Annotated in this window: 26 protein-coding genes and 1 riboswitch; of the genes, 3 read left to right on the top strand and 23 right to left on the bottom strand. The window is 70.4% G+C overall.

The genetic code is table 11. From position 1 onward, the window contains the following. Positions 1–19: 19 nt before the first annotated feature. A complete protein-coding gene (locus ACFZBP_RS40410; RefSeq protein WP_391420908.1) occupies positions 20–1,150 on the top strand; it encodes an LOG family protein in 1,131 nt (376 codons plus the stop codon). 126 nt (positions 1,151–1,276) lie between these two features. Further along, a complete protein-coding gene (locus ACFZBP_RS40405; RefSeq protein WP_383454456.1) occupies positions 1,277–1,993 on the top strand; it encodes an LAETG motif-containing sortase-dependent surface protein in 717 nt (238 codons plus the stop codon). A 62-nt stretch (positions 1,994–2,055) separates the two neighbouring features. Here the strand turns inward: ACFZBP_RS40405 and ACFZBP_RS40400 are convergent, their stop codons facing one another. The 11 genes from ACFZBP_RS40400 to rpsB all read right to left on the bottom strand — a co-directional run bounded on the left by ACFZBP_RS40400 (position 2,056) and on the right by rpsB (position 13,431). Then, positions 2,056–2,853 (bottom strand): maleylpyruvate isomerase N-terminal domain-containing protein, encoded by a 798-nt coding sequence (locus ACFZBP_RS40400; RefSeq protein WP_391420907.1) that lies wholly within the window; start codon positions 2,851–2,853, stop codon positions 2,056–2,058. 25 nt (positions 2,854–2,878) lie between these two features. Continuing rightward, complete coding sequence (locus tag ACFZBP_RS40395) at positions 2,879–3,916, bottom strand: ATP-binding cassette domain-containing protein (RefSeq protein WP_391420906.1); 1,038 nt, start codon at positions 3,914–3,916, stop codon at positions 2,879–2,881. Then, positions 3,917–5,584, bottom strand: coding sequence for an ABC transporter permease subunit (locus tag ACFZBP_RS40390; RefSeq protein WP_391420905.1), 1,668 nt, complete (start codon positions 5,582–5,584; stop codon positions 3,917–3,919). Further along, positions 5,560–6,645 carry a thiamine ABC transporter substrate-binding protein gene (locus ACFZBP_RS40385; protein ID WP_391420904.1) on the bottom strand — a complete coding sequence of 362 codons (1,086 nt, stop codon included), beginning with the start codon at positions 6,643–6,645 and terminating at the stop codon, positions 5,560–5,562. Before ACFZBP_RS40385 ends, ACFZBP_RS40390 begins: the two co-directional genes overlap by 25 nt. A 79-nt stretch (positions 6,646–6,724) precedes the next feature. Then, positions 6,725–6,832, bottom strand: a riboswitch (TPP riboswitch). Positions 6,833–6,863: 31 nt separating this feature from the next. Beyond that, positions 6,864–7,970 carry a 23S rRNA (adenine(2503)-C(2))-methyltransferase RlmN gene (gene rlmN, locus ACFZBP_RS40380; RefSeq protein WP_383454060.1) on the bottom strand — a complete coding sequence of 369 codons (1,107 nt, stop codon included), beginning with the start codon at positions 7,968–7,970 and terminating at the stop codon, positions 6,864–6,866. 109 nt (positions 7,971–8,079) lie between these two features. Then, positions 8,080–8,529 (bottom strand): SRPBCC family protein, encoded by a 450-nt coding sequence (locus ACFZBP_RS40375; protein ID WP_391420903.1) that lies wholly within the window; start codon positions 8,527–8,529, stop codon positions 8,080–8,082. Positions 8,530–8,699: 170 nt separating this feature from the next. After that, complete coding sequence (locus tag ACFZBP_RS40370) at positions 8,700–9,866, bottom strand: phosphatidate cytidylyltransferase (protein WP_391420902.1); 1,167 nt, start codon at positions 9,864–9,866, stop codon at positions 8,700–8,702. Beyond that, entirely contained in the window at positions 9,866–10,423 is a 558-nt protein-coding gene (gene frr, locus ACFZBP_RS40365; RefSeq protein ID WP_147994035.1) for a ribosome recycling factor, read from the bottom strand. The genes ACFZBP_RS40370 and frr overlap by 1 nt, the downstream gene beginning before the upstream one ends. A gap of 171 nt (positions 10,424–10,594) precedes the next feature. Then, positions 10,595–11,353 carry a UMP kinase gene (pyrH, locus tag ACFZBP_RS40360; protein ID WP_062723113.1) on the bottom strand — a complete coding sequence of 253 codons (759 nt, stop codon included), beginning with the start codon at positions 11,351–11,353 and terminating at the stop codon, positions 10,595–10,597. A gap of 192 nt (positions 11,354–11,545) precedes the next feature. Continuing rightward, complete coding sequence (gene tsf / locus ACFZBP_RS40355) at positions 11,546–12,382, bottom strand: translation elongation factor Ts (protein ID WP_383454069.1); 837 nt, start codon at positions 12,380–12,382, stop codon at positions 11,546–11,548. Positions 12,383–12,534: 152 nt separating this feature from the next. Continuing rightward, positions 12,535–13,431, bottom strand: coding sequence for a 30S ribosomal protein S2 (rpsB, locus tag ACFZBP_RS40350; RefSeq protein WP_391420901.1), 897 nt, complete (start codon positions 13,429–13,431; stop codon positions 12,535–12,537). A gap of 272 nt (positions 13,432–13,703) precedes the next feature. Between rpsB and ACFZBP_RS40345 the strand changes: the two genes are divergently transcribed. Continuing rightward, positions 13,704–14,309 carry a peptidoglycan DD-metalloendopeptidase family protein gene (locus tag ACFZBP_RS40345; RefSeq protein ID WP_391420900.1) on the top strand — a complete coding sequence of 202 codons (606 nt, stop codon included), beginning with the start codon at positions 13,704–13,706 and terminating at the stop codon, positions 14,307–14,309. A gap of 531 nt (positions 14,310–14,840) precedes the next feature. Here the strand turns inward: ACFZBP_RS40345 and ACFZBP_RS40340 are convergent. The 12 genes from ACFZBP_RS40340 to rplS all read right to left on the bottom strand — a co-directional run bounded on the left by ACFZBP_RS40340 (position 14,841) and on the right by rplS (position 24,802). Beyond that, positions 14,841–15,398, bottom strand: a complete 558-nt coding sequence (locus tag ACFZBP_RS40340; RefSeq protein WP_234763389.1) for a TetR/AcrR family transcriptional regulator — start codon at positions 15,396–15,398, stop codon at positions 14,841–14,843. Between the two features lie 95 nt (positions 15,399–15,493). Further along, entirely contained in the window at positions 15,494–16,336 is an 843-nt protein-coding gene (gene whiG, locus ACFZBP_RS40335; protein WP_003997555.1) for an RNA polymerase sigma factor WhiG, read from the bottom strand. Positions 16,337–16,640: 304 nt separating this feature from the next. Then, complete coding sequence (gene dprA / locus ACFZBP_RS40330; protein ID WP_383454080.1) at positions 16,641–17,801, bottom strand: DNA-processing protein DprA; 1,161 nt, start codon at positions 17,799–17,801, stop codon at positions 16,641–16,643. Further along, the gene (locus ACFZBP_RS40325; RefSeq protein WP_391420899.1) at positions 17,798–19,423 is read right to left on the bottom strand and encodes an ATP-binding protein; all 1,626 of its coding nucleotides are present in this window, start codon (positions 19,421–19,423) and stop codon (positions 17,798–17,800) included. Before ACFZBP_RS40325 ends, dprA begins: the two co-directional genes overlap by 4 nt. A 1-nt stretch (position 19,424) precedes the next feature. Beyond that, entirely contained in the window at positions 19,425–19,787 is a 363-nt protein-coding gene (locus ACFZBP_RS40320; protein ID WP_391420898.1) for a YraN family protein, read from the bottom strand. A gap of 117 nt (positions 19,788–19,904) precedes the next feature. Next, positions 19,905–20,213: a DUF2469 domain-containing protein gene (locus ACFZBP_RS40315; RefSeq protein ID WP_003965949.1), complete on the bottom strand. Its 309-nt coding sequence runs from the start codon at positions 20,211–20,213 to the stop codon at positions 19,905–19,907. A gap of 56 nt (positions 20,214–20,269) precedes the next feature. Further along, positions 20,270–20,779, bottom strand: coding sequence for an NUDIX hydrolase (locus ACFZBP_RS40310; protein WP_383454089.1), 510 nt, complete (start codon positions 20,777–20,779; stop codon positions 20,270–20,272). Between the two features lie 28 nt (positions 20,780–20,807). After that, positions 20,808–21,584, bottom strand: coding sequence for a signal peptidase I (lepB, locus tag ACFZBP_RS40305; protein ID WP_391420897.1), 777 nt, complete (start codon positions 21,582–21,584; stop codon positions 20,808–20,810). A gap of 144 nt (positions 21,585–21,728) precedes the next feature. Beyond that, positions 21,729–22,697, bottom strand: a complete 969-nt coding sequence (gene lepB, locus ACFZBP_RS40300) for a signal peptidase I (RefSeq protein WP_391420896.1) — start codon at positions 22,695–22,697, stop codon at positions 21,729–21,731. Beyond that, positions 22,585–23,676 carry a signal peptidase I gene (gene lepB, locus ACFZBP_RS40295; RefSeq protein WP_383454099.1) on the bottom strand — a complete coding sequence of 364 codons (1,092 nt, stop codon included), beginning with the start codon at positions 23,674–23,676 and terminating at the stop codon, positions 22,585–22,587. The genes lepB (ACFZBP_RS40300) and lepB (ACFZBP_RS40295) overlap by 113 nt, the downstream gene beginning before the upstream one ends. Continuing rightward, a complete protein-coding gene (gene lepB, locus ACFZBP_RS40290; RefSeq protein WP_383454102.1) occupies positions 23,669–24,391 on the bottom strand; it encodes a signal peptidase I in 723 nt (240 codons plus the stop codon). The genes lepB (ACFZBP_RS40295) and lepB (ACFZBP_RS40290) overlap by 8 nt, the downstream gene beginning before the upstream one ends. 60 nt (positions 24,392–24,451) lie before the next feature. Beyond that, positions 24,452–24,802 carry a 50S ribosomal protein L19 gene (rplS, locus tag ACFZBP_RS40285; RefSeq protein WP_370265078.1) on the bottom strand — a complete coding sequence of 117 codons (351 nt, stop codon included), beginning with the start codon at positions 24,800–24,802 and terminating at the stop codon, positions 24,452–24,454. Positions 24,803–24,818: the final 16 nt, after the last annotated feature.

The raw sequence follows: 24,818 nt of genomic DNA, 5'->3' as shown, positions 1-24,818 counted from the left end.
GGGTGCCTAGCATGGGCGGGTGCAGACGATGCCCGCCCATGCGGCCCACCACGACGACCGTGAGATAGAGACGCTCGAGGAGTTCGACGCGACCGTGTCGGCGCGTGGCTCCCTCGCCGGATTCCGTGTCCAGGCCGTCGATCTGACGGACCGTACGCGCGAACTGCTCACCACCAGCGCCGCGGGCGCCCTCTTCCTCGGCTGCCCGATGCGCGAGGAGGCCGCGGCCAAGATCCGCACGGACGGCGCCCTCGTCTTCCCGCCGGTCCCGGGTCTGCCCTTCGACCCGTACCGGGGTCTGGTCTACTCCCCCGACGAGCTCTTCGCCTCCCTGACGGACGGCCCGGACGGCTACGAGAACACGCCCGACGCCCTCGCCTACGCCTGGTTCCAGCGGACCAGGTCCGACGGCGACGTCTACGCCTCCATGCTCCGCGCAGTCCACGACGACTCCGTGTCGGACGCGCTGGACGAACTCCTCGCCGGAGCGCGGGTGGTGGGCGTCATGGGCGGCCACGCGATGCGGCGCGGCACGGAGGCGTACGAGGGTGCCGCGCGGCTCGGCCGGGAGCTGGCCCGTGCCGGTCTCACGGTCGCCACCGGCGGTGGTCCCGGCGCGATGGAGGCGGCCAACCTCGGCGCGTACGCCGCCCCGTACGACGACGAGATGCTCACCGACGCCCTCCGACTGCTGGCGAAGGCACCCCTGTTCACGCCGTCGATCACCGAGTGGGCGAGGGCCGCCTTCGAGGTCCGTGCGCGCTGGCCGAGGGGCGGCCGCTCCGTCGGCATCCCGACCTGGTTCTACGGCCACGAGCCGCCGAACCCCTTCGCCTCCCACATCGCCAAGTACTTCGCCAACGCCACCCGCGAGGAGGGCCTCCTGGCCCGTTCGACCGCCGGCGTCGTCTTCCTGCCGGGGGCCGCCGGCACCGTGCAGGAGATCTTCGACAACGCCACGCCGAACTACTACGAGTCGCGCGGCGAGCCGACCCCGATGGTGCTCGTGAACAGGGCCCACTGGACGGAGAAGTTGCCGACCTGGCCGCTGCTGCAGGCCCTCGCCCGGGAGCGGTCGATGGAGTCCCGTATCGCCCTGGTCGACCGGATCGAGGAGGCTCCGGCGGCGCTGAAACGTCTCAGCGATTAATAAGAGGGCAAAGCCAACGATCGTGGGCGGCATATGCGTTGACACTGCTTATGCCACGCTTATAAACCTGTGAGACTCGTGGGGACGGTGATGTCACATCGCCGCCTCGTTCAACCCCCCTCAGTGATGCAACTCGTAAGGACAAAAGTGTCCATAAACCGCCGTACTGTCGCGCGTTCCGTGCGCGCTCTTGGTGTTGCCTCCGCCTCGGCCGCGCTCGCGCTCGGCCTCGCGGGCAACGCGCTCGCGTGCAACATCAGTGAATTCTCCGCCGAAGCCAAGTGCGACGGCGACAAGGGTGTCATCACGGTCACCGACGTCGACCCCAGCGGTGTCCCGGCGACCGTCAGCGTCTTCCTGCAGAACAACGGCGCCGACCTGAAGAAGGTCGGCGAGCAGGTGGTCAAGGGCTCGCGCGAGGGTGTCACCATCACCTTCGAGGAGAACTGGAAGCCGGACGCCGAGTACCGCGTCCACATCAAGGCCGCCGGCTATGTCGACGAGGACATCAAGCCGAACCTGACGACGCCGTCCACGGCCTGCAAGAAGGACGAGGAGGAGCCGCCGGCCCCGTCGGACACCCCGACCCCGTCGGACTCCGCGTCCACCCCGGCCGAGGAGACCGACTCCCCGACCCCGACTCCCTCGGAGAGCGAGAGCACCGCCCCCGCGGACACGGCCAGCAGCGCCCCGTCCCCGGCGAGCGACGACTCCAACCTCGCCGAGACCGGTGCGAACTCCAACACCGGCCTGATCGCCGGCATCGCGGTCGCCCTGGTCGCCGTCGGTGGCGGCGCGGTCTTCTTCGGCCTGCGCCGTCGCGGGGCGAGCAGCGACCGCTGACCCGCCCGCACAGCAACACCCTTGTGGCCCGTCCCCGTTCCCGGGGGCGGGCCACTCGCCTGTCAGCCGAAGGTCGCCCGCTCCAGCCAGAACTCCAGCAACTCCCGCTCGCCGAGGACCTCCAACTCCGGGCTGTCCAGCGGCAGTCGACGGTAGAAGGCCAGGAGCACGGCGGTGAGCGTGCCGCGGAGCGCGACGGTCGCCTTCTCGTGGCCGCGCCGCCAGCCGATGACGTCTTCGGAGAGGTCGATCAGCCACTCCGCATTCACGTCAGCCGGACCGTCGGTGGCGTGCAGATGAATACTGCCGCCCGGCCTCCGCAGCTCCCGCGAGGGATCGTCCGGCAGCGTCCGCTGGGCCCACTCCACGATCTCCAGCCACTCGTCGATCGCGTCGGCGGCGATGTCCGGCGCCACCTCGTACGGCAGTCCGGCGGCGAGGGTCGCGTCCGCGCGGTGGATCGTGATCTCGTGGGCCATACGGCGGGCCCAGAACCCGGCGTTGCACACCCCGGTCCAGCTCCACACCTTGGCGTCCGGGCCGGCCTCCCGCAGCGCGGCGACGACCATCTCGCCGGTCTCCGCGAGCCAGGCGTCCAGCGCGGCGGCGTCGCCCTCGCCCTCGGGGCCGCCCGCCTCGGGCACCTGCTCCTCCGCGACCTCCTCCTGCGCCCGCTTCCGCACCAGCAGCTCGACCCAGCGCAGGGCGCCGCCGGTGTGCCGTACGAGCTGTTCCAGCGACCAGTCCGGGCAGGTCGGCACGGTGGCGGACAGGTCGGCGCCGGAGGTCACCACGGCCCTCAACAGGCCGACCTGATGGGCGATTTCGTCACAGTAGCGATCGTGCGGGAGCGGCATCATGTCTCGCACCCTATGTGTCGGACGATCAGCCCAGCATGACAATTTCGGCCGCGTCGAACTCCACCCCGACCGCGTCCCCGACCCCGGGCGCGTCCCGCAGCGCGCATGCCGCCTCGAGGCGCGGCGCGCCCTCCGGCTGGAGGTGCACGGCGACGTGCGTGCCCTTGAAGGTGCGGGCGGTGACCGTGCAGCGCAGTCCCGCGTCGGGGGCCACGAGCCGTACGCCGGCCGGCCGTACGAGCAGCGTCCGCGGCCCCTGTGCGGCGCCGTCGCCCACCGCAAGCTTGCCCCAGGGCGTGTCCGCGGCCTCCCCGGCGACGGTGCCCTCGACCACGTTGTCGAACCCGAGGAAGCGCGCCACGAACTCGTCCACGGGCCGCTGCCACACCTCCAGCGGCGTCCCGCTCTGGGCGATCCGCCCGTCCCGCATCACCACGACCCGGTCGGCCAGCGCGAAGGCCTCGCCCTGGTCGTGCGTCACGGCCAGCACTGTGGTGCCCAACCGTCCGAACAGCTCCCGGAGTTCGACGACGAGCCGCTCCCTGAGCGAGCGGTCGAGCTGTCCCAGCGGCTCGTCCAGCATCAGCAGCCGCGGCCGGGGCGCGAGCGCCCGGGCCAGCGCCACCCGCTGCTGTTCCCCGCCGGAGAGGGACGCCACGGCACGTCGGGCGGCGCCCGGAAGCCCGACCAGGTCCAGCAACTCCCGTACCCGCTCGACCTGTTCGCCCTTCGAGGCGCCGTGCATCCGCGCCCCGAAGGCCACGTTGCCGCCGACGTCGCGCTGCGGGAACAGCTGATGGTCCTGGAACATCAGCCCCACGCCCCGCCTGTGCGCGGGCACGGCTGCCTGGTCCCGCCCGTCGAGCGACACCCGCCCGGCGTCGAGCGCCTGCAGCCCCGCCACCGCCCGCAGCAGCGTCGACTTGCCGCTGCCGCTCGGCCCGAGCACACACACGATCTCGTGCTCGGCGACGTCGAGGTCGACGCGGTCCAGCACGGGCCGCCCGCCGAACCGTACGGTCGCACCCGCCAGACTCAACAGACCCTGCGGACCCTGTGCCATCTAGAACTCCCCCGTCCGATCCGTACGAAGCCGCTCCAGCACCAGCAGCGCCACCGCGCACACCACCATCAACACCGTCGAAAGGGCCATCGCCTGGCCGTAGTTGAGTTCGCCGGCCCGCCCCAGCAGCCGGGCCACGGCGACCGGCAGCGTCGGGTTGTCGGGCCGGGCGATGAACACGGTCGCCCCGAACTCGCCGAGCGACACCGCGAAGGCGAACCCGGCCGCGATCAGCAGCGCCCGCCGCACCATCGGCAGATCCACCTCACGCCAGACCCGCCAGGGCGACGCCCCCAGCACCGAGGCCGCCTCGCGCAGCCGCTGGTCCACGGCCCGCAGCACGGGCAGCATGGTCCGTACGACGAAGGGCACCCCGACCAGCGCCTGCGCCAGCGGCACCAGGATCCAGGTGCCACGCAGGTCCAACGGCGGCTCGTCCAGGGCGATCAGGAACCCGAAGCCGACCGTCACCGCGGACACCCCGAGCGGCAGCATCAGCAGCGCGTCGAATCCCCGGACGAACCGTCCCGCGTCCCGCCGGGTCAGCGCGGCCGCCGCCAGTCCGCCGACCAGCACCGCGATGAGCGTGGCGACGACGGCGTACTGGAGGGAGTTGCCGATCGCCTCGATCGGCGCGACGAGGAAGACCCCGCCGTCGGCGCTGGTCAGCGCCCGGTAGTAGCCGAAGTCCGGGGCGTCCAGCGACCGCTGCACCAGCACGGCGAGCGGCAGCAGAAGGAGTACGACGATGACGGCCAGGACCCCGGCCAGCAGCGCCCACTGCCCCGCCCCGCGCGGCCGCCGCGCGGTGACCGAGGCATCCACCAGACGCAGGGCGCTCTCCCGCCGCCGTACCGTCCAGGCGTGCACGGCGAGGATCGCGCCCACCGCGAGGAACTGGATGATCGTCAGGACGGCGGCGGTGGACAGGTCGAAGATCTCCGAGGTCTGCCGGTAGATCTCCACTTCCAGGGTGGAGAAGGTCGGGCCGCCGAGGATCTGCACCACACCGAAGGAGGTGAAGGTGAACAGGAAGACCATGAGCGCGGCGGCGGCCACGGCGGGCCCGAGGGCCGGCAGGGTGACGGTCCGCCAGGCCCTGAAGCGGGACGCCCCGAGCATCCGCGCAGCCTCCTCCTGCCGCGGGTCGAGCTGGGACCACAGCCCGCCCACCGTCCGTACGACGACGGCGTAGTTGAAGAAGACATGCGCGAGCAGGATCGCCCACACGGTGGTGTCGAGCCGTACGCCCCACAGCTCGTCGAGGAGTCCGCCGCGGCCGAGGAGCGCGAGGAACGCCGTACCGACGACGACCGTCGGCAGCACGAACGGGACGGTGACGACGGCACGCAGGACCTGCTTGCCGGGGAATTCGAAGCGGGCGAAGACGTACGCACCGGGCAGCGCGATCAGCAGGGTCAACGCGGTGGAGGCGAGCGCCTGCCAGGTGGTGAACCACAGGACGTGCCGGATGTCGGACTGCCCGAGGACGTCCGTGATCCGCCCGAACTGCCACACCCCGTCGACCTGGAGACCGCGCGCCACGATCGCGGCGACGGGGTAGGCGAAGAAGACCGCGAAGAACGCGACAGGCACGGCGATGAGGCCGAGCCGCACCGCCGCGCCCCTCTTTCGCGGGGCCCTTACTTCAGTACGAGCGAGGTCCACGACTTGACCCAGTCGTCACGGTTGTCGGCGATCTTCGCCGGGTCCATGGTCTCGGGGTTCTTGGCCTGCCGCCCGTACTTCGTGAACTCCTCGGGCACCTTGGCGCCCTCCACCACCGGGTAGACGAACATGTTGAGCGGCATGTCCTCCTGGAACGTCCTGGTGAGCAGGAAGTCGAGGAGCGCCTTGCCACCGGCGGTGTTCCCGGCGTCGCTGAGCAGGCCCGCGTACTCGACCTGCCGGAAGCAGGTGCCCTCGGCCACCCCGGTGGGCGCCGTCGTCGGCTTCGGGTCGCCGTAGATCACCTCGGCGGGCGGCGAGGAGGCGTACGACACGACGAGCGGCCGGTCGGCCTTGGCCTTCTTGCCGCCCGCGGAACCGGAGAACTCCTCGTTGTAGGCCTGCTCCCAGCCGTCGACGACCTTCACGCCGTTCGCCTTGAGCTTCTTCCAGTAGCCCTCCCAGCCGCCGTCGCCGTACTCGGCGGCGGTGCCCAGCAGGAAGCCGAGGCCGGGCGAGGAGGTGGAGGCGTTCTCGGTGACGAGGAGGTTCTTGTAGGCGGGCTTGACCAGGTCGGCGTACGACGTCGGCGGGGCGAGCTCGTGCTCGCTGAAGTAGGCCTTGTCGTAGTTGACGCAGATGTCGCCGGTGTCGATCGGGGTGACCCGGTGCTGATCCTGGTCGGCCCGGTACCGGGCCTCGATCCTGTCGGCGCCCTTCGGCTCGTAGGACTGGAACAGGTCGTTGTCGAGTGCCCGCGAGAGAAGGGTGTTGTCGACGCCGAAGAAGACGTCGCCCTGGGGGTTGTCCTTGGTCAGGATCGCCTTGTTCACGGCCTGGCCGGCGTCGCCGTCCTCCAGGACCTTGACCTTGTAGCCGGACTGCTTCTCGAACGCGGCGAGGACGCCCTTGGAGACGGCCCACGAGTTGTGGCTGACCAGGGTCACGGTCTTGCTCTCGGCCTCGGAGTTGCCGCTGCCGGAGTCGGACGAGCCGCACGCGGACAGCGTGACGAGGCCGAGCCCGACGGCGAAGACCGTGGCCTTCCGGGTGATGCTCACTTGATTCCTCCTGGGGTTGACCAGGAAGAGACGCGGCCCTGCCCGGGAGCCTCTTCGGCTCCCGGGCAGGGCGCAACAGCTTGAGTGATGACCGAACTTCCTACCCAGAATGACCTGGGCAAGGTTCAGAGGGTCTGCGGCCCGATTGCCGCACTCTCAGCGCTGTGGCGCTCCCCTGTCGGAATATGAAGATGTACGTACGGGTGTACGCGCTCAGATTACCGCTCGGTGGCCGCGAGCTGACCGCAGGCCCCGTCGATCTCCTGACCACGGGTGTCCCGGATCGTCACCGGCACACCGTGCGCGGCGATGGCCTCGACGAACGCCTTCTCGTCCTCGGGCCGGGAGGCGGTCCACTTGGATCCCGGAGTCGGGTTCAGCGGAATGAGATTGACATGCACGGGCTTGCCCTTGAGCAGCCGCCCGAGCCGGTCACCACGCCAGGCCTGGTCGTTGATGTCCCGGATCAGGGCGTACTCGATCGACAGCCGCCGTCCGCTCCTGGCGACGTACTCGAACCCGGCTTCGAGCACCTCACGCACCTTCCACCGCGTGTTCACGGGGACGAGGGTGTCGCGCAGCTCGTCGTCGGGCGCGTGCAGCGAGATCGCGAGCCGGCACTTGAAGCCCTCGTCGGCGAACCGGTGGATGGCCGGCACGAGCCCGACGGTCGAGACGGTGATCCCGCGCTGGGACAGCCCCAGCCCGTCCGGCTCGGGATCGGTGAGCCGCCGGATGGCCCCCACGACCCGGTTGTAGTTGGCGAGCGGCTCCCCCATCCCCATGAAGACGATGTTGGACAGCCGCGCAGGCCCCCCGGGGACCTCGCCGTCCCGCAGCGCGCGCATCCCGTCCACGATCTGGTGCACGATCTCTGCGGTCGACAGATTCCGGTCGAGACCCGCCTGCCCCGTGGCGCAGAACGGACAGTTCATCCCGCACCCGGCCTGCGAGCTGATGCACATCGTCACCCGGTCCGGATACCGCATCAGCACCGACTCGACGAGCGTCCCGTCGAACAGCCGCCACAGCGTCTTGCGGGTGTCGCCCTGGTCCGTCGACAGATGCCGTACGACGGTCATCAGCTCGGGAAACAGCTCCTGGCGGAGCTTGTCCCGCGAACCGGCCGGGATGTCGGTCCACTGCTCCGGCTCGTGCGCGTACCGCGCGAAGTAGTGCTGCGAGAGCTGCTTGGCACGAAACGGCTTCTCCCCGATCGCGGCGACAGCGTCCTTACGCTCACCGGGCGTGAGATCGGCAAGATGCCGCGGCGGCTTCTTGGCTCCGCGCGGGGCGACGAAAGTGAGTTCTCCGGGCTTAGGCATGGCTGTACCAGTGTCGCAGATCAACTTGCGACGGAATTCCAGGTCCACGAAGGGGCCCCGCGGGCGTCCAGGTGCAGCGCCTTCCACCACGGACCCGGGCGCGGTACGGCTAGTCGGCCGGGCGTTCCAGCCTGTCCTTGAGGAGTTGCTCGTCGCGCGGGAGTTCCTTGCGGACCTGCGGGCGGACGACCAGGGGTACCAGGACCTTGCCGAGGCCGTGCCCTTCGAAGTCGATGTCGATCGTCACGCGGGAGCGGCGACCGTCGTCGAGCGGCTCGATCTCACCGTGGGTACGGGGCCTGACGGGACCGTCGACACCGTGCAGGTCCCAGCTGTGCGGCGGGTCGAGCTCGTCGAACTGCACGGTCATCGGCACCTGCCGGTTGCCGACGCGCCGGGTGACCCGGACCCGCGAGCCCGTCTGGATCGGCCCTTCGTCGAGCTGTTCGGCGGAGACTGCGCTCAGCTGCCACTCCGGCAGGTGGGACGGGTCGGTGATATACGCGTAGACCTCGCCGGGTGGCCGGTCGACGTCGATGATTTCTCGGATGATGGCCATGACGACCCCCTTTGCCGGTGCGGTGAGGGCGTACACCGGAATCGTCCCACCGGACGACCTCGGGCACCATCGCGCACGTCGCACGTGCCCCTGGCACGGCGAGAACCGAGGAGCCCCCGCTCGGCAAGAACGGGGGCTCCTCGGTGTGTCTCTCCGGACCGGCCCAGCCGTCAGCCGGACCCCACGAACAGCACCATCAGCAACCACACCACCGGCGCCGTGGGCAGCAGCGAGTCCAGCCGGTCCATGATCCCGCCGTGCCCCGGCAGCAGGGTGCCCATGTCCTTGATGCCCAGGTCCCGCTTGATCATCGACTCGCCGAGGTCGCCCAGCGTGGCGCTGGCCGCGACCGCGAGGCCCAGGAGCAGGCCCTGCCACCAGCTGCCGTCGTCGATGAGGAACTGCATGCACAGCGCGCCCGCCACCATCGCGAAGCTCACCGCTCCGAGCAGGCCCTCGCGGGTCTTGCCGGGGCTGATGCGCGGAGCGAGCTTGTGCTTGCCGAAGCGCCAGCCGACGGCGTACGCCCCGGTGTCGCTGACGACGGTCAGGAGCAGGAACGTCAGGACACGCCAGGCGCCGTCGTCGGCGGTCAGCATCATCGCGACGAACGTCGCCAGGAACGGCACGTAGAACGCCGCGAACACGCCCGCGGTGACGTCCTTGAGGTAGCCCTCCGGCGGCTCGGTCATCCGCCAGACCAGTACGGCCAGCGCGGTCAGCGCCATCGACACCCAGGCGCCCTCGGCCCCCCGGACATATCCGGCGATCACCATGGCCGCGCCACCGAGCGCGAGCGGGACCAGGGGCGCCTTGATGCCCTTGCGCTCCTCGAGCCGCTTGGTCAGCTCCCACAGGCCCACGACGACGGCGACCGCGACCACACCGACGAACACGGCCTTGACGACGAACAGCGAAGCAACGATCACGACACCGAGCGCGACACCGACTCCTATGGCCGCACCCAGGTCACGCCCCGCGTTCTTCTTCTGCGGCTGGGGCGCCGGCTGCGGGGCGTCGGGCATGGGCTCCGGATTCTGCGGCGAAGCCTCGAAGGGCCGCGCCTGCGGCGAGTCGTACGGCCGCGCCTGCGGCGGCTGTTCGCGGAACAAGGGGCCGCTCAGCCGAGCGGCCCCCCGGTCGTCATCCTGGTCTCCGCCATACGCGGGTCCGTCGGGCACGATGGGCATGGGGCGAGTCTGCTGCGCCTCAGGCGCATCGTACGCGGGACCCGCCGGGGCAGCCCCCTGGACAGGTCCGCGCGCGGCGGCCCCCCAGTAACCGGCTTGCCCGGCCTGCCCGGCTTGTGGCGGTGCCCCCCAGGAAGAGTCGTTCATCAGACCTCGAGCAGCTCCGCTTCCTTGTGCTTGAGGAGCTCGTCCACCTGCGCGACGTACTTGTGCGTGGTGTCGTCGAGCTCCTTCTCCGCACGGCGGCCCTCGTCCTCGCCGATCTCGCCGTCCTTGATCAGCTTGTCGATGGCGTCCTTGGCCTTGCGGCGCACGGAGCGGATGGACACGCGAGCGTCCTCGGCCTTGCCCTTGGCGACCTTGATGTAGTCGCGGCGGCGCTCCTCGGTGAGCTCGGGGAACACCACTCGGATGATGTTGCCGTCGTTGCTCGGGTTGACGCCGAGGTCGGAGTCGCGGATCGCCTGCTCGATGTTGCGCAGCGCGCTCTTGTCGAACGGGGTCACGACGGCCATGCGCGGCTCCGGCACGGAGAACGAAGCCAGCTGGTTGATCGGCGTCGGCGCACCGTAGTAGTCGGCCACGATCTTGTTGAACATCGCCGGGTGCGCACGGCCGGTGCGGATCGCGGCGAAGTCCTCCTTGGCGACCACGACGGCCTTTTCCATCTTCTCCTCGGCCTCGAGGAGGGTCTCTTCGATCACCACTTGCTCCTGCGTGTCTTGAGTAAAAGGCCCGGCTGCGGTTCCTGGGTGGGGGCGGCGGCCGGCTGCGTCGCGTCTTCTTCCTGCACGGTTCCCGACCGGCAGGACATTGTCCATCCCCCGGTCAGGGTCCGTCCCGTCCGTCCCCCGGACGGGCTTGTTGTCGGAGCGTCAGCCCCGACCGCCCTGCTCACCCACAAGTGTGCCGATCTTCTCACCCTTGACGGCGCGGGCGATATTGCCCTCCGCGAGGAGCTCGAAGACGAGGATCGGGAGCTTGTTGTCGCGGCACAGGGTGATCGCCGTGGCGTCGGCGACCTTGAGGTCGCGGGTGATGACCTCGCCGTAGCCGAGGGAGTCGAACTTGACGGCGTCCGGGTTGCGCTTGGGGTCGGAGTCGTAGACCCCGTCCACCCCGTTCTTGCCCATGAGCAGCGCCTCGGCGTCGATCTCCAGGGCACGCTGGGCGGCGGTGGTGTCGGTGGAGAAGTACGGCATGCCCATGCCGGCGCCGAAGATGACCACGCGGCCCTTCTCCAGGTGCCGCACGGCGCGCAGCGGGATGTACGGCTCGGCGACCTGGCCCATGGTGATGGCGGTCTGGACCCGGCTGTCGATGCCCTCCTTCTCCAGGAAGTCCTGGAGGGCGAGGCAGTTCATGACGGTGCCGAGCATGCCCATGTAGTCGGAGCGGGCCCGGTCCATGCCGCGCTGCTGGAGTTCGGCGCCGCGGAAGAAGTTGCCGCCGCCGATGACGACCGCGACCTGCGCGCCGTCGCGCACGACGGCCGCGATCTCACGGGCGATCTTGTGCACCACGTCCGGGTCGACGCCGAGGCCCCCGCCACCGGAGAAGGCCTCTCCGGACAGCTTCAGCAGAAACCGGCCGCGTACTTTGCCGTCGTCGCTCTTCTGGGCCTTGGTGGTCATCGAGATCCCGCCTTTGTTACGTGGTGCACATACGAAGAAGGCCATTGCCGGTTGGGGCGTGTTTCGCATCCCATGCGCGGCAATGGCCTCCTCGTCAGATCTGCTGTCGTCCGTCACGCACACGTGCGTGACGGAGTCCGCCAACGACTGCCCTCGACCCTATAGGGACCGGGCGCCGATCGCGGCACGGACTCAGATGCCGACCTTGATACGCGAGAAGCGCTTCAGGGTGACACCGGCCTCGTCCAGAACCTTCTGGACGGACTTCTTGTTGTCGAGCGCGTACGGCTGGCCGAGCAGCGTGGCGTCCTTGAAGAAGCCGTTGAGGCGACCCTCGACGATCTTCGGCAGGGCGGCCTCGGGCTTGCCCTCGGCGCGGGTGGTCTCCTCGGCGACGCGGCGCTCGGACTCGACGACCTCGGCCGGCACGTCCTCCTTGGAGAGGTACTTCGGCGCGAAGGCGGCGATGTGCTGGGCGACGCCCTTGGCGACCTCGGCGTTCGGCTTGTCCAGCTCGACGAGGACACCGATCTGCGGGGGCAGGTCGGGCATCGTGCGGTGCATGTACGCGAGCACGAAGCCGTCGGCGAACTGCGCGAAGCGGTCCAGGACGATCTTCTCGCCCAGGTTGGCGTTGGCCTCGTCCACGAACGCCTGGACGGTCTTGCCGGCCTCGATCTCGGAGGCGAGCAGGGCCTCGATGTCGGCCGGGGAGGTCTTCGCGACGTGCTCGGCGATCGCGGTGGCGACGGCCTGGAACTTGTCACCCTTGGCGACGAAGTCCGTCTCGCACTTCAGCTCGACGAGGACACCGGAGGAGTTGTCGTCGGCGATGATCGAGACCACGGCGCCGTTCTCGGCGGAGCGGCCCTCGCGCTTGGCGACGCCCTTCTGGCCCTTGATGCGGAGCGCCTCGACGGCCTTCTCGACGTTGCCCTCGGCCTCGTCCAGCGCCTTCTTGCAGTCCATCATGCCGGCGCCGGTGAGCTCACGGAGCTTCTTGACGTCGGCGGCGGTGTAGTTCGCCATGAGTCTGTGAATCTTTCTCGAAGTCTGGAAGATCGAAGATCTACGGGGTCTGCGGCTCCCATGGAGTAGCCGGTGCCGCCGACCTCCCGTGGACCTACGGGTGAACGGCGGGAGCGGTTTTCATGCCGCTCCCGCCGTCAACGCTGACGGTGTCAGGCCTGCTCGCCCTCGGCGGCCGGAGCCTCGGCAGCCGGAGCCTCGGTGGCCGGAGCCTCCGCAGCGGGGGCCTCCTCGGCGGCAGGAGCCTCGGCGGCGGCCGGGGCCTCCTCGGCCTTCTTCTCACCCTCGAGCAGGTCGCGCTCCCACTCGGCGAGCGGCTCGCCCGCGGCCTTCTCACCCTTGTCGCCGGTGGCGACGCCGGAGCGGGCGATGAGGCCCTCGGCGACGGCGTCGGCGATCACGCGGGTGAGCAGGGTGACGGAGCGGATCGCGTCGTCGTTGCCCGGGATCTTGTAGTCGACCTCGTCGGGGTCACAGTTGGTGTCGAGGATGGCGACGACCGGAATGTTGAGCTTCCGGGCCTCGCCGACCGCGATGTGCTCCTTCTTGGTGTCCACGATCCAGACGGCGCTGGGCACCTTCTGCATCTCGCGGATACCACCGAGGGTCTTCTCCAGCTTGGCCTTCTCGCGCGAGAGCACGAGAAGCTCCTTCTTGGTCAGACCGGAGGCGGCGACGTCCTCGAAGTCGATCTGCTCGAGCTCCTTGAGGCGCTGCAGACGCTTGTAGACGGTCGAGAAGTTGGTGAGCATGCCGCCCAGCCAGCGCTGGTTGACGTAGGGCATGCCGACGCGGGTGGCCTGCTCGGCGATGGCCTCCTGCGCCTGCTTCTTCGTGCCGACGAACATGACCGTGCCGCCGTGGGCGACGGTCTCCTTGACGAACTCGTAGGCGCGGTCGATGTACGACAGCGACTGGAGCAGGTCGATGATGTAGATGCCGTTGCGCTCCGTGAAGATGAAGCGCTTCATCTTCGGGTTCCAACGACGGGTCTGGTGACCGAAGTGGACGCCGCTCTCCAGCAGCTCCCGCATCGTGACGACGGCCATGGCCGCTCTCCTTGAATGTTCTCGGTTGTGCCGCGGATGCCGGACGGCTTCCGCGCCTGACGCCCACATGCGCCGTGCCACGAAGGACCGAGGGGCGCTGACACGGACCGTTTCCGGTGGCCGTGTCGGGGCGTGCGAAGTCGACCCGGTGACCCGGATCGCCAGAAGAAGTGTACGGGACCCGCGAGGCCCCGGGTGACGCCGCTGTCCACAACCGGAGGGTTGTCCACAGATCCCGGTCGTGATCAGCGGGGGTGCGGGACGGTTGCGGCATGCGAGAGAAGCGATGGCCGGGTGCGGCGAGGACCTGGGGGCGGCTGATGTTGTTGCTGCTCCTGACGGCGGCCGCCCTGCTGGCACCGGTCCCCCGACTGACCCCGACCGCTATGACCGCGCCCCCTGCGGCACCGGACCCGCCGGTGCCTGCGGTCGGCCGGGCCTGGCCCGTGGGCTCACACCCACCGATCCTCCGCGGCTGGGAACCCCCGACGACCCCGTACGGCCCCGGCCACCGCGGCGTGGACCTGTCGGCGCCCGCCGGGACGCCCGTACGAGCGGTGGCGGCCGGACGGGTGTCGTTCGCTGGCCGCGTCGCCGGGAAAGGCGTCGTGTCCGTGGAGCTGACGGACACGGGAGATCCACCGCTGCGGGTGACGTACGAGCCGGTGCGGGCGACGGTGAAGGAGGGCGACGAGGTGGAGGCGGGCGAGCCCGTCGGAACGGTGGAGCCGACGGGCTCACACTGCACGACGACCTGCGTTCACTGGGGCCTGCGAAAGGGCGACACCTACCTGGACCCGCTGTCGCTCCTGCCCCCGTGGCTACTCCGCCGGGGGCCGTCGAGACTGCTGCCGGTGCTGGGGGTCCCCCTGCCGTAGTAGCCGACATGACCGACCGCACCTGACGAACGGCTCAGGCACCGGCCAGACGGGGGCCTTCCAGCCAGGGCCGGGCTCCCATCCGGGGCCGGGCCCTCCATCCAAGGCCGGGCTCCCATCCGGGGCCGGGCCCTCCATCCAAGGCCGGGCTCCCGTCCAGGGCCGGGCCTCCCATCCAGGGCCGGGCCTCCCATCCAGGGCCGGGCCCCCTCCATCCAAGGCCCACGCCCCACTCCGCCGGCGCACCCACGGAGAGCCCGCACCCACAACCAGCCAGCCACGCCCGCACCAACCCACCGCCAGGCAGTCAAGGCCCCCAGCTGCGGGCAGTCGTGCCGCTGGGGCGGCACGGGTGGGCGCAGCGGCACCCGTGAGCGCCGGGCACCGCGACGCCCCGGGTTCAGCCGCAACGCCGGGTGCTCACCAGCGCCGGGCAGCGTGGCACCTCGGCCGAGACTCCGAGCGCCGGGGCCCCCACCAGCTCCGGGCAGCACAACCACCCGCCCAGCCCGGCAGGGCGCACCGCAGGGTTCAGCCCCGAACTCCCCGCAGCGCCATGGAGACAGCCGCGTCCGTGATCGCCGAAGGCTCCTCCGCCGCCCCCAGCTCGATCCTCCGCACGGCCGCGTCCACCACGCCCTGCAATAGCATCGCCGCGAGCCGAGGCTCCGCGTGCCCCATCTCCCGGAGCGCCTCGACGATCATCGCGACCAGCCCGCCGTGCGCCGCCCGGATCTTCTCCCGGGCGCCCGCGTCCAGCTCACTCGCGGAGATCGCCACGACGGCACGGTGCCGTCGGTCCCCGACCAGCGCGAGCTGCCGGCGCACATACGCCTCGACCTTGCCCTCGGCCGTGGCCTCCCGCTCCATCGCCGCCGAGACCTCCGCGGCCCACACGGGGAAGTCGACCTCGCACAACTCCTCGACCACGGCCGCCCGGGAGCGGAAGTACTCGTACACGGACGACCGCGCGAGTCCCGTGCGCTCGGCGAGGGCCGGGAAGGTCAGCGCCTCCGTCCCGCCCTCGGACAACAGGGAACGAGCCGCGTCCAGCAGGGCGGCTCGCTGCATCGACCGGTGCTCGGCCACGGAGGCCGCTCGAATCCTTGGCACGTCAACCACTGTACGGACGCACCCCCGCCGACGGGAGTCACTCCGCGCAACCCCACGCGCGTCCCGCCAGGTCAACGACCGAAGCCGGCCAGCTTCGCCCGCAACTGGAGTACGGACTTGGTGTGGATCTGGCTGACCCGGCTCTCGGTCACACCCAGCACGTTCCCGATCTCGGCGAGCGTGAGCCCCTCGTAGTAGTACAGCGTCACCACGGTCTTCTCCCGCTCGGGCAACGTGTTGATCGCCCGCGCCAGAAACCGCCTCAGCTCCCGGTCCTCGGCCACCTCGACCGGGTTGTCCGCGGCGGTGTCCTCCAGCGTGTCCATGACGCTCAGCCCGTCGCCGCCCTCGCCCCCGACGTGCAGCAACTCCTCCAGGGCCACCACGTTGGCCAGCGACAACTGGCTGAACACCGCGTGGAGTTCGTCCACCGCGATGCCCATCTCGACGGCCACCTCCGCCTCCGTCGGCGTCCGCCGCAGCCGTGCCTCCAGCGTCGCGTACGCCCGCTCCACGTTCCGCGCCTTCTGCCGCACCGACCGTGGAATCCAGTCCAGCGCCCGGAGCTCGTCGATCATCGCGCCCCGGATCCGGGTGATCGCGTACGTCTCGAACTTGATCTCCCGGTCGATGTCGAACTTCTCGATCGCGTCGATGAGCCCGAAGACCCCGGAGGACACGAAGTCGGCCTGCTCCACGTTGGGCGGCAGGCCGACGCTCACCCGGCCCGCCACGTACTTGACGAGCGGCGAGTAGTGCAGGATCAGCTGCTCGCGCAGTCGCTCGTCCCCCGTCGCCTTGTACGACCGCCACAGCTCGTCGAGCGTCGAGGGAGCGGGCGGCCGCACGCTGCCACCGTCACGGGCGGCTGGGGGGATGGCCGCCCGGTCGGACCCGGAGGTGTGCTGGGGCATTCGTTGCCTTGTGCCGTTCTGCCGTGATGTGGGGGTTCCTGGAGGAGCTGTCGGTCTGATGTCGCCCTGGTGCCGTTCTGGGGTCCTTCCGGTGTCGAGGTGCCGGTCTGAGTCGGAATTCACGTGAGCGTAGCGTGACTGCGGTGTCGCGGTGCGCGAAGGGCGGAGCACCAGCCGTACGCAGATACGTTCCGCTGGACGCCCCGCCGGGGCATCACGGTCGCTCTACGTGATCATCGGAACACCCCAACTGGGGGAATTCACAAGGGTGTCCGTGTTCCCCCGTACGGCCGAACACGCTCGGTCAACAGCCGCTGCGACCGGCCCGAACGGAGATCATCGCCTGGCGTGTCAACTTCCAGCCGTCGCCGTGTCGTTCGACGTAACCCAGTGAGCGGAGTTCGTACAGTCTCGCGATCGCGTCGTCCTCGGTGGTCTGCGCGCCGCGTGCCACCTCGTCCGCTCCGGCCGCACGTCGGCCGGGCAGCGCGGCCAGGACTCTGCGCGCCCTCGGCTCCAGCAGATCGCGCGGCAGGACGGGCCCGCGTCGTTCCGGTGCGAGTTCTCCCATGTCGCCCACGAGTTCGACGACCTCGGCGGCGTCGGTGACGAGCACGGCGTCACCGCGCAGGAGTTCGTGCACCCCTGCTGAGAGGCCGCTCGTGGCCGCGCCCGGGACCCCTATCGTGTGACGTCCGAGCCGCTGGGCGGCCCGGGCCGTGACCAGTGAGCCGCTGCGATGGGCGGCCTCCACGACCACCGTGCCGCGGGTCAGCGCCGCGATCACCCGGTTCCGCACGATGAATCTGCTGGGCGTCGGATGCTCCCCCGGCGGCAGCTCCCCGATCACGAGCCCCTGCTCGGCGATCCTGTTGATCAACTGGGTGTGGCCGCGCGGATAGGGCCGGTCGACCCCGCAGGCGAGCACGGCGACGGTCGCTCCCCCGGCGCCGAGGGAGCCCCGGTGTGCGGCCCCGTCGACGCCGTAGGCACCGCCGGAGACGACCACCCAGCCCCGTTCGGCGAGCTCGCCGGCCAGCGTGGCCGCCATGTGGGCGCCGTACTCGGTGCAGGCCCGGGCCCCGACGACGGCCACGGACCGTAACGCCCACATCCGCAGGCTGGCCCGCCCCCGCACCCACAACCCGATCGGCCGGGCGTCCCCGAGGTCGTCGAGCTGCCCCGGCCATTCGATGTCCCCGGGACAGAGGAACCGCACCCCCGCTTCCCGGGCGACGGCGAGGTCCCGACCGGGATCGGCCCGCTGCCCCCGTGCCCGCAGCCCGTCCCACCGCTTGTAGCTCACGCCCGGCAGGGCCTCCGTCCCCTCCCGCAGCCGCCGGACCACTTCGCGCACGCCGTGCTCCCGCACCCACCGCCCGGCGACCTCGTCGCCGGGTTCGACGACCCGGCTGAGAAAGACCCGGCCGAGGAGTTCGTCGTCCGGAGTTTCGCTGCCCGTCATGTCAGCGCACCGATGGCCATGGGCACACCACGTGGCACGCCGGTGCGCAGTTGGAGTGCGAGGGCGACGTCGGTCGCGTCGGGGCGGTCGTGGCCGACGAGGTCGGCGACGGTCCAGGCGACGCGCAGGACACGGTCGAGTCCGCGGGCGGTCAGCACACCGCGTTCCAGACTGCGTTCCGCCTCGTCCATGGCGCCGATCGCGGCGTACCAGCGGTTGCGCAGCTCCCGTCCGGGGACCTCGCTGTTGGTCCGCCAGGGCGTTCCGGCGAGCCTGGCCGACGCCCGCTCACGGGCCGCGCGCACCCGGTCGGCGACCCTGGCGGTGGGCTCGCCCCGGACGCCGCGCTCGGTCAGCTGGGCGCGGGTGACCCGGTCCACCTCGACGCGGAGGTCGACCCGGTCGAGCAGCGGCCCGGACAGCCGGGCCTGGTAGCGGCGGATCGCCGAGGGCGGGCACTCGCACGTCTCGTCCGTCCGGGAGAATCGGCCGCACGGGCACGGGTTCGCGGCCAGCACCATCAGGAACTTCGCGGGGAAGCGCACGACGCCCGCACTGCGCGCGATGACCACGTGTCCGGCCTCCAGGGGCTGTCGCAGGGCGTCGAGGGCCTGGCCGCTGAACTCGGGCGTCTCGTCAAGGAAGAGGACGCCCCGGTGGGACAGGGACACCGCGCCGGGTCGCGCGACGCCCTGGCCGCCGCCGACGAGCGCCTGCATGGTCGCCGAGTGGTGTGGGGCGCAGTAGGGGGCGACGTCGATCAGGGGCTTGCCCGGGGGCAGCAGTCCCGCCACCGAGTGCACCGCCGTGACCTCCAGTGACTCCTCCCTGGCGAGCCGGGGCAGGATGGCCGGCAGTCGCTCCGCGAGCATCGTCTTGCCGGCGCCGGGCGGCCCCTCCAGGAACAGGTGGTGCCCGCCTGCCGCGGCGACCTCCACGGCCGTGCGCGCCGACATCTGGCCCACCACGTCGGCCAGGTCGTGCCCGTGGTCGGGCTGGGCGGCGCCGATGCTGTGGATGCCCGTGGCCGCGCCCGTGCCCGGCATCCGCAGTCCCGCGAGCAGTGGATCGGGGCGGCCCTGGTCGTCGGGCTCCTCGTCGGGTACGGGCTCGTCCGCGAGGACGGCGATGAGCTGGCGCAGGCTGCGCACGCCCAGGACGGAGACGCCCGGGACCAGCGAGGCCTCGGCCGCGGCGCACTCCGGCACGACGACCTGCTCGTAGCCGGCGTCCGCCGCCGCCAGCACCGCGGGCAGGATGCCCCGGACGGGACGCACCCGTCCGTCCAGGCCCAGCTCACCGATCATCACGATGTCGGCGAGCACCATCGGATCGATCCGCTCGGAGGCGCCGAGGACAGCGCATGCGACGGCCAGGTCGAAGCCGCTGCCGCCCTTGGGCACCGATGCCGGGCTGAGCCCGACGGTGAGCTTCTTCTGCGGCCACTCGCCGCCCGAGTTGACCACGGCCGCCCGCACCCGGTCCCGGCTCTCCGTCAGGCTCTTGTCCGGCAGCCCCACCAGCGTGAACGCCGCGACTCCCGGCTCCAGGTCCGCCTGGACCTCGACGACGACTCCTTCGACGCCCACCAGGGCCACCGAGCATGTCCGCGCGAACCCCATGTCAGGCCACCCCCCGCGCGTGCTCGACCACGGGCGCGCCGCGGTCAGGCAGGACGATGCCGACCAGGTCGATGCGGACGCCTCCGGGTGGAGCGCCGCCGTGCGCATGGAGCCAGTGTTCCGCGAGGCCCCGCAGGCGCTGCGCCTTCTCGGGGGTCACCGCGGCCATCGGATGCTCGTAGCCGCTGGTCCTGCGGGTCTTCACCTCGCACACGACCAGCGCGTCGCCGTCCCTGGCGACGATGTCGATCTCTCCGGTCCTGCCACAGCGCCAGTTTCGCTCCAGCACCGTCATCCCGGCCTCGGCCAGCCGCCGCGCGGCCAGATCCTCGCCGTACCTGCCGAGTGCACTGCGTGCGTTCATGTCGGCACCACCTCCGGCGCCAACGATGAGGGCAGCTCAGCGAGCTATTGGATCTTGGTGGACAAGTCCGCGACTGTGGATATCTACCTCACCCCCGCGGGTGAAGATCACCGGGCGTCATCCACCCGGAAGCTCGAGATCGCTCTTGTTCAGCTCCTCGATGTTCACGTCCTTGAACGTGAGCACGCGGACCTGCTTCACGAACCGCGCCGGCCGGTACATGTCCCACACCCAGGCGTCCGCCATGGACACCTCGAAGAACACCTCACCCTGGACCGAGTGGACCTGCATCTCGTAGTCGTTGGTCAGGTAGAAGCGGCGCTCGGTCTCGATCACATACTTGAACAGACCGACGACATCGCGGTACTCCCGATAGAGCTTGAGCTCCATCTCGGTCTCGTACTTTTCGAGGTCCTCGGCGCTCATGGCATGTTCCCCTTCAGCCGTGCGATCCCACCATTGTGCGCCAGTCCCGCCAGCACCTAGACAATTTCGGGGTCAAGGGTGACGGATCGGGCGGGGGGACCTTCGTCGAGCAGTGTGCGCAGCAGCTCGGCGAGTCTGGTCGGATACACCGTCTCATGTGCCTGGGCAAGTTCCTCACACGTCCACCAGCGCGCTCCGGCGACGCTGCGCCGCTCCAGTTCGGTGAGCGCCAGGGCCCGGGTCTCCGTCTGCCTCGTACGGGCCAGGTAGTACCACTCGTCCTGGTCCCAGCGGCGGCCCGCGAACGGGAACGAGCACATCCGCCGCCACAGCACGGGGCCGAGTTCGACCTCCGTGATGCCGGTCTCCTCGGCGAGTTCCCGCAGCGCGGCCTGCGCACGGCTCTCGTCGCCCTCGACGCCTCCGCCCGGGGTGAACCACCAGTCGTCGGCGGGGTCCTCGGGCTCGTGGCCGTGCAGCAGCAGAATGCGGTCCTGCGGGTCCAGGAGGACGACTCGGGCGACCTTGCGCAGCCCACCCTCGTAGGAGTCGCCGTGAAGCGTCATGCCCGTGTCCATGCCCGTGTCCGTCGACTCAGCGGACACTCGCGGCCTCCGCACGCGGTCGGGCCCGCTTGCTCCGCCGGTTCGCGATCGGGCCGTACGCACCGCCACCGAGGACGAGTACCCCGCCGACGACGATCAGCACGACCATCGTCCGCAGCGGCCCCGGCGACGACAGCGCGCCGAGTTGTTCGAAGCTCGTGGGGCGCTCCAGCATGCCGTCCATCGGCCAGACGACGGCGTCCACCCGGGCCGAGACCGCGCTGCGCGCCACGGTGCCGCGGGCGGCGTCGGTGAGGTGGGCCGAGGAGTCCAGAGAGCCGCTGCGCTCGTCACCGAGCAGGAAGAGCCTGCCCTTGGGGACCGTCACCGTGGGGAAGTTCTGGAGGTCTTCCAGGCCGTCCTTGGCCAGGTACGGCTCGTCGATCTGCTTGCCGTTGACGGTCAGCTTGCCGTTCGTGCAGCAGGCCACCGTGTCGCCGCCGACCGCGACCACGCGCTTGACGACGGGCGCATTGCTCACCCAGGTCTTGTCGGTGAAGACGACGACGTCGCCCCGGCGTATCTCGCCGCCGTCGACGCGCTGGGCCAGCACCCGGTCGCCCGCACCGATCGTCGGCGCCATCGAACTGGTGGGCACGGTGTACGGCAGGTAGATCACCGCTCCCCAGACGAACCCGCCCAGGAACAGCACCAGGCCCAGCGCCACGGCCAGACCGGACAACCGCTGTCCGGTCCGGCTGCCCGCCGTGCCCCTGCTCGCGCCACCGCTACGCGGCGCCGTACGTGTCGTGCTCTCGCCACCCATGGGTCCGCACCCTACCCGGCGGTACCGACACCGGGCAGCCCCTCCTGAGACCCCTGGGCCTCAGGCTCGGCAAAGCTTTTCCAAGCTCCCGGCACCGGGCGGGGTGCGCGAGGTCTGCGTTGCTCCCGGAAGGTGCTCGGCCCGTCAGCGGGTTTCGGCCGCCTTGATCCGGCGCCGACGCCACAGCACCAGCGGCACCGCGCCGACCAGGGCGAGCCCCTGCGGCGCGACCGTCAGGGCGGCGGACCGGGCGCTCAGGTTCTGCTCGAAGGTGTCCGGAACCGGCAGGTTGTCCCAGCGGTTGACCGGCCAGGCGATCACGATGGCGCGGCCGACGACCTCGTCGACGGGGACCATGCCGTGGTTCTTGTCGGACTGGTTGTAGCGGGAGTCGCGGGAGTTCTGCCGGTGGTCGCCCATGACCCAGATGAAGCCCTCGGGCACCTTCACCTTGAACTGGCCGCCCTGGTCGTCCTGGCTGCACGGGGTGTTGCCCGGGTAGACGTAGGACGCCTCGCTCAGCGCCTTGCCGTTGACCTTCAGCGGGCCGGTGCCCGCGCACTCGATCGTGTCGCCGCCGACGCCGATGACGCGCTTGATGAGGTCCTTCTCCTCCGCCGACGGCATCAGGCCGATCCAGCTGAGGAAGGTCTGCAGTGCGTTCGGGTCGGGAGTGGGCTCGCCGGCCAGCCAGTTGTCGGGGTCGTGGAAGACGACGACCTCGCCGCGCTCGGGCTCCGAGCCGAACCAGGGGGTGAGCTTGTCCACCAGGACGCGGTCACCCTGCTGGAGGGTGTTCTGCATCGAGTCGGACGGGATCGAGAACGCCTGCACCAGGAACGTCTTGATCAGCAGCGCGAGGACGAGCGCGATGCCGATCAGAATGGGCAGCTCCTTCCAGAAGGAACGCTGCTTCTTGGGCTTGGGGACCGCTCCCGACCCCTCACCGCCGGTCGGGGGCTCCCCGCCCGACCCTCCTGCGTCGCCGTCCCCTCCGGAGTCATTCCCGGAGGTCACGGCGCCGTCCGCGGCCGGGTCGGCGGCGCCCACGGGACGTCCGCGGTGCTCCTCGCCGTCGTGCCCGGACCGTGCGCCAACCGCCACATCCCCCACGCCAACTCCTTACTCTGTGCCGCTGCCTGCCCCATACGCGGCGCAGGCCCACCACTCCCATAACGAGCGGGAGTTCCGCAGGGGTCGGGAGTTGGATCGTTCCGTTCGAATCGTCGGAGGCAACCCTATGCGACAGCGGGTCGGAGGCGGTCGACCCGGTGGCCGAGTCGGACACGGAAGCGTAGGTATTCGGCTCGTCCAGGGTGGTCCAGTGCCCGAAGGGCCAGGCGATCCACATGGCGCGGCCGACCACCTCGTCCTCGGAGACGGTGCCGCCGTAGTCCTGGTCCTGATGGGCCCGGGAGTCCGCGGAGTTGGCCCGGTGGTCGCCCATCACCCACAGCCGGCCCCGCGGGACGGTGATGTCGAACTGCGCGTTGGAGGGGGCGTTGCCGGGGTAGAGATAGTCCTCGTTCAGGGGAATGCCGTTGACGGTGACCCGCCCTTGGGTGTCACAGCACTTGACGCGGTCGCCGCCGACGCCGACGACACGCTTGATGAGGTCCTTCTCGTCGTCGGACGGCAGCAGGCCGATGAAGGTGAGCGCCTCCTTGACCTGCTTGATGACGACGGGATCCTCCTTCTTCACCGTCGTCTGCTCGTCCTGGAGCCAGCCGCCTGGGTCCTTGAAGACGACTACGTCCCCGCGCTGCGGCTTGGAGCCGAACCAGGGGGTGAGCTTGTCGACCAGGACGCGGTCGCCGATCTGGATCGTCTGCTCCATGGACCCGGACGGGATCACGAAGGCCTGGACGAGGAAGGTCTTCAGGACGAGCGCTATGAGGACGGCGACACCGACGAGGAGGGGTATCTCCTTCATCGCGGAGCGCCTGCGGCGCCGCTTGACCTTGCGCTGGAGCTTGCGGCGCTCCGCGCGCGTTCGACCGCCCGCGGGGCTGGCGGCACGCCGGGAACCGGTCGGCAGCAGATTGTCGGCGGCACTGCTGGGTACGCCACGCGGCTTGCCACGATTACCCATGCGTGCCCTCCGCTGCGGCTGCGGGCACGCGCGCGTAGGCGTCCGGACGGTGCAGTCGGGTCCAGTGGGCGGCCGGCCAGACGATCCAGTCGGCGCGGCCGATGACGTCGTCGACCGGGACCATCCCGCCGCCGGGCGAGCCCAGACGGTCACGGGAGTCGCTGGACGCGCTGCGGTGGTCGCCGAGGACGAACAGCCTGCCGTCGGGCACGACGACGTCGAAGCGCACGGTGGACGGGCTGTCTCCGGGGAACAGAAACGTCGACTCGTCGACCGACCGGCCGTTCACCTGGATCCTCCCCTCCTTGTCGCAGCAGACCACGTGGTCTCCCCCCACACCCACAACGCGTTTGATGTAGTCGGCATCCCCGAAATACCCAGTTCCATCGAACACGACAACATCGCCGCGGCGCGGTTCGGCACCGAAACGGTACGCCAACTTATTTACGAGAACGCGGTCGCCGATCCTCAATCCGGACTCCATGGATCCGCTGGGAATCTCGAACGGCCGGAGCACGAACGTGTTGAACAGCAGCAGAAGGACCAGGAAGACCAGCAGGGTCAGGCTGATCCGCCCGCCCGGGAGCCACTCGGTGATCCGCGACACCAACGCGAAACGCGACCGTCCCTCCCGTCCCTCTGCGTCCGAGATGTCCTCGGAGTCGGAAGGGCGGGAGGAGCGGTCGCGCTCCGTCGGCTGTGCTTCGGTGTCCATCGGGGCCAGATGTTATCCGGCCCCGCTTCGGACCCCGCGGGGGCGAGCCCCCGAAAGCGCTCAGTTCTCGCGCTTCTCCTTGATCTTCGCCGCCTTGCCGCGCAGGTCACGCAGGTAGTACAGCTTGGCGCGACGCACGTCACCACGGGTGACGAGCTCGATCTTCTCGACGATCGGGGTGTGCACCGGGAAGGTGCGCTCGACGCCGACGGAGAACGAGACCTTGCGGACCGTGAAGGTCTCGCGGACACCGGCGCCCTGGCGGCGGATCACAACGCCCTTGAACTGCTGCACACGGGAGCGGTTGCCCTCGATGACGCGGACGTGGACGTTGACGGTGTCGCCCGGGCGGAAGGCCGGGACGTCGCTGCGCAGCGACGCGGCGTCGACGGTGTCGAGCAGGTGAGACATTTCGTCTGCTTTCTTC

It is taken from the genome of Streptomyces sp. NPDC008086, from assembly GCF_042957325.1.
GTDB lineage: Bacteria > Actinomycetota > Actinomycetes > Streptomycetales > Streptomycetaceae > Streptomyces.
Note: the sequence above shows the minus strand (reverse complement) of the source record. Positions and strands in the feature narration are given on the sequence as shown.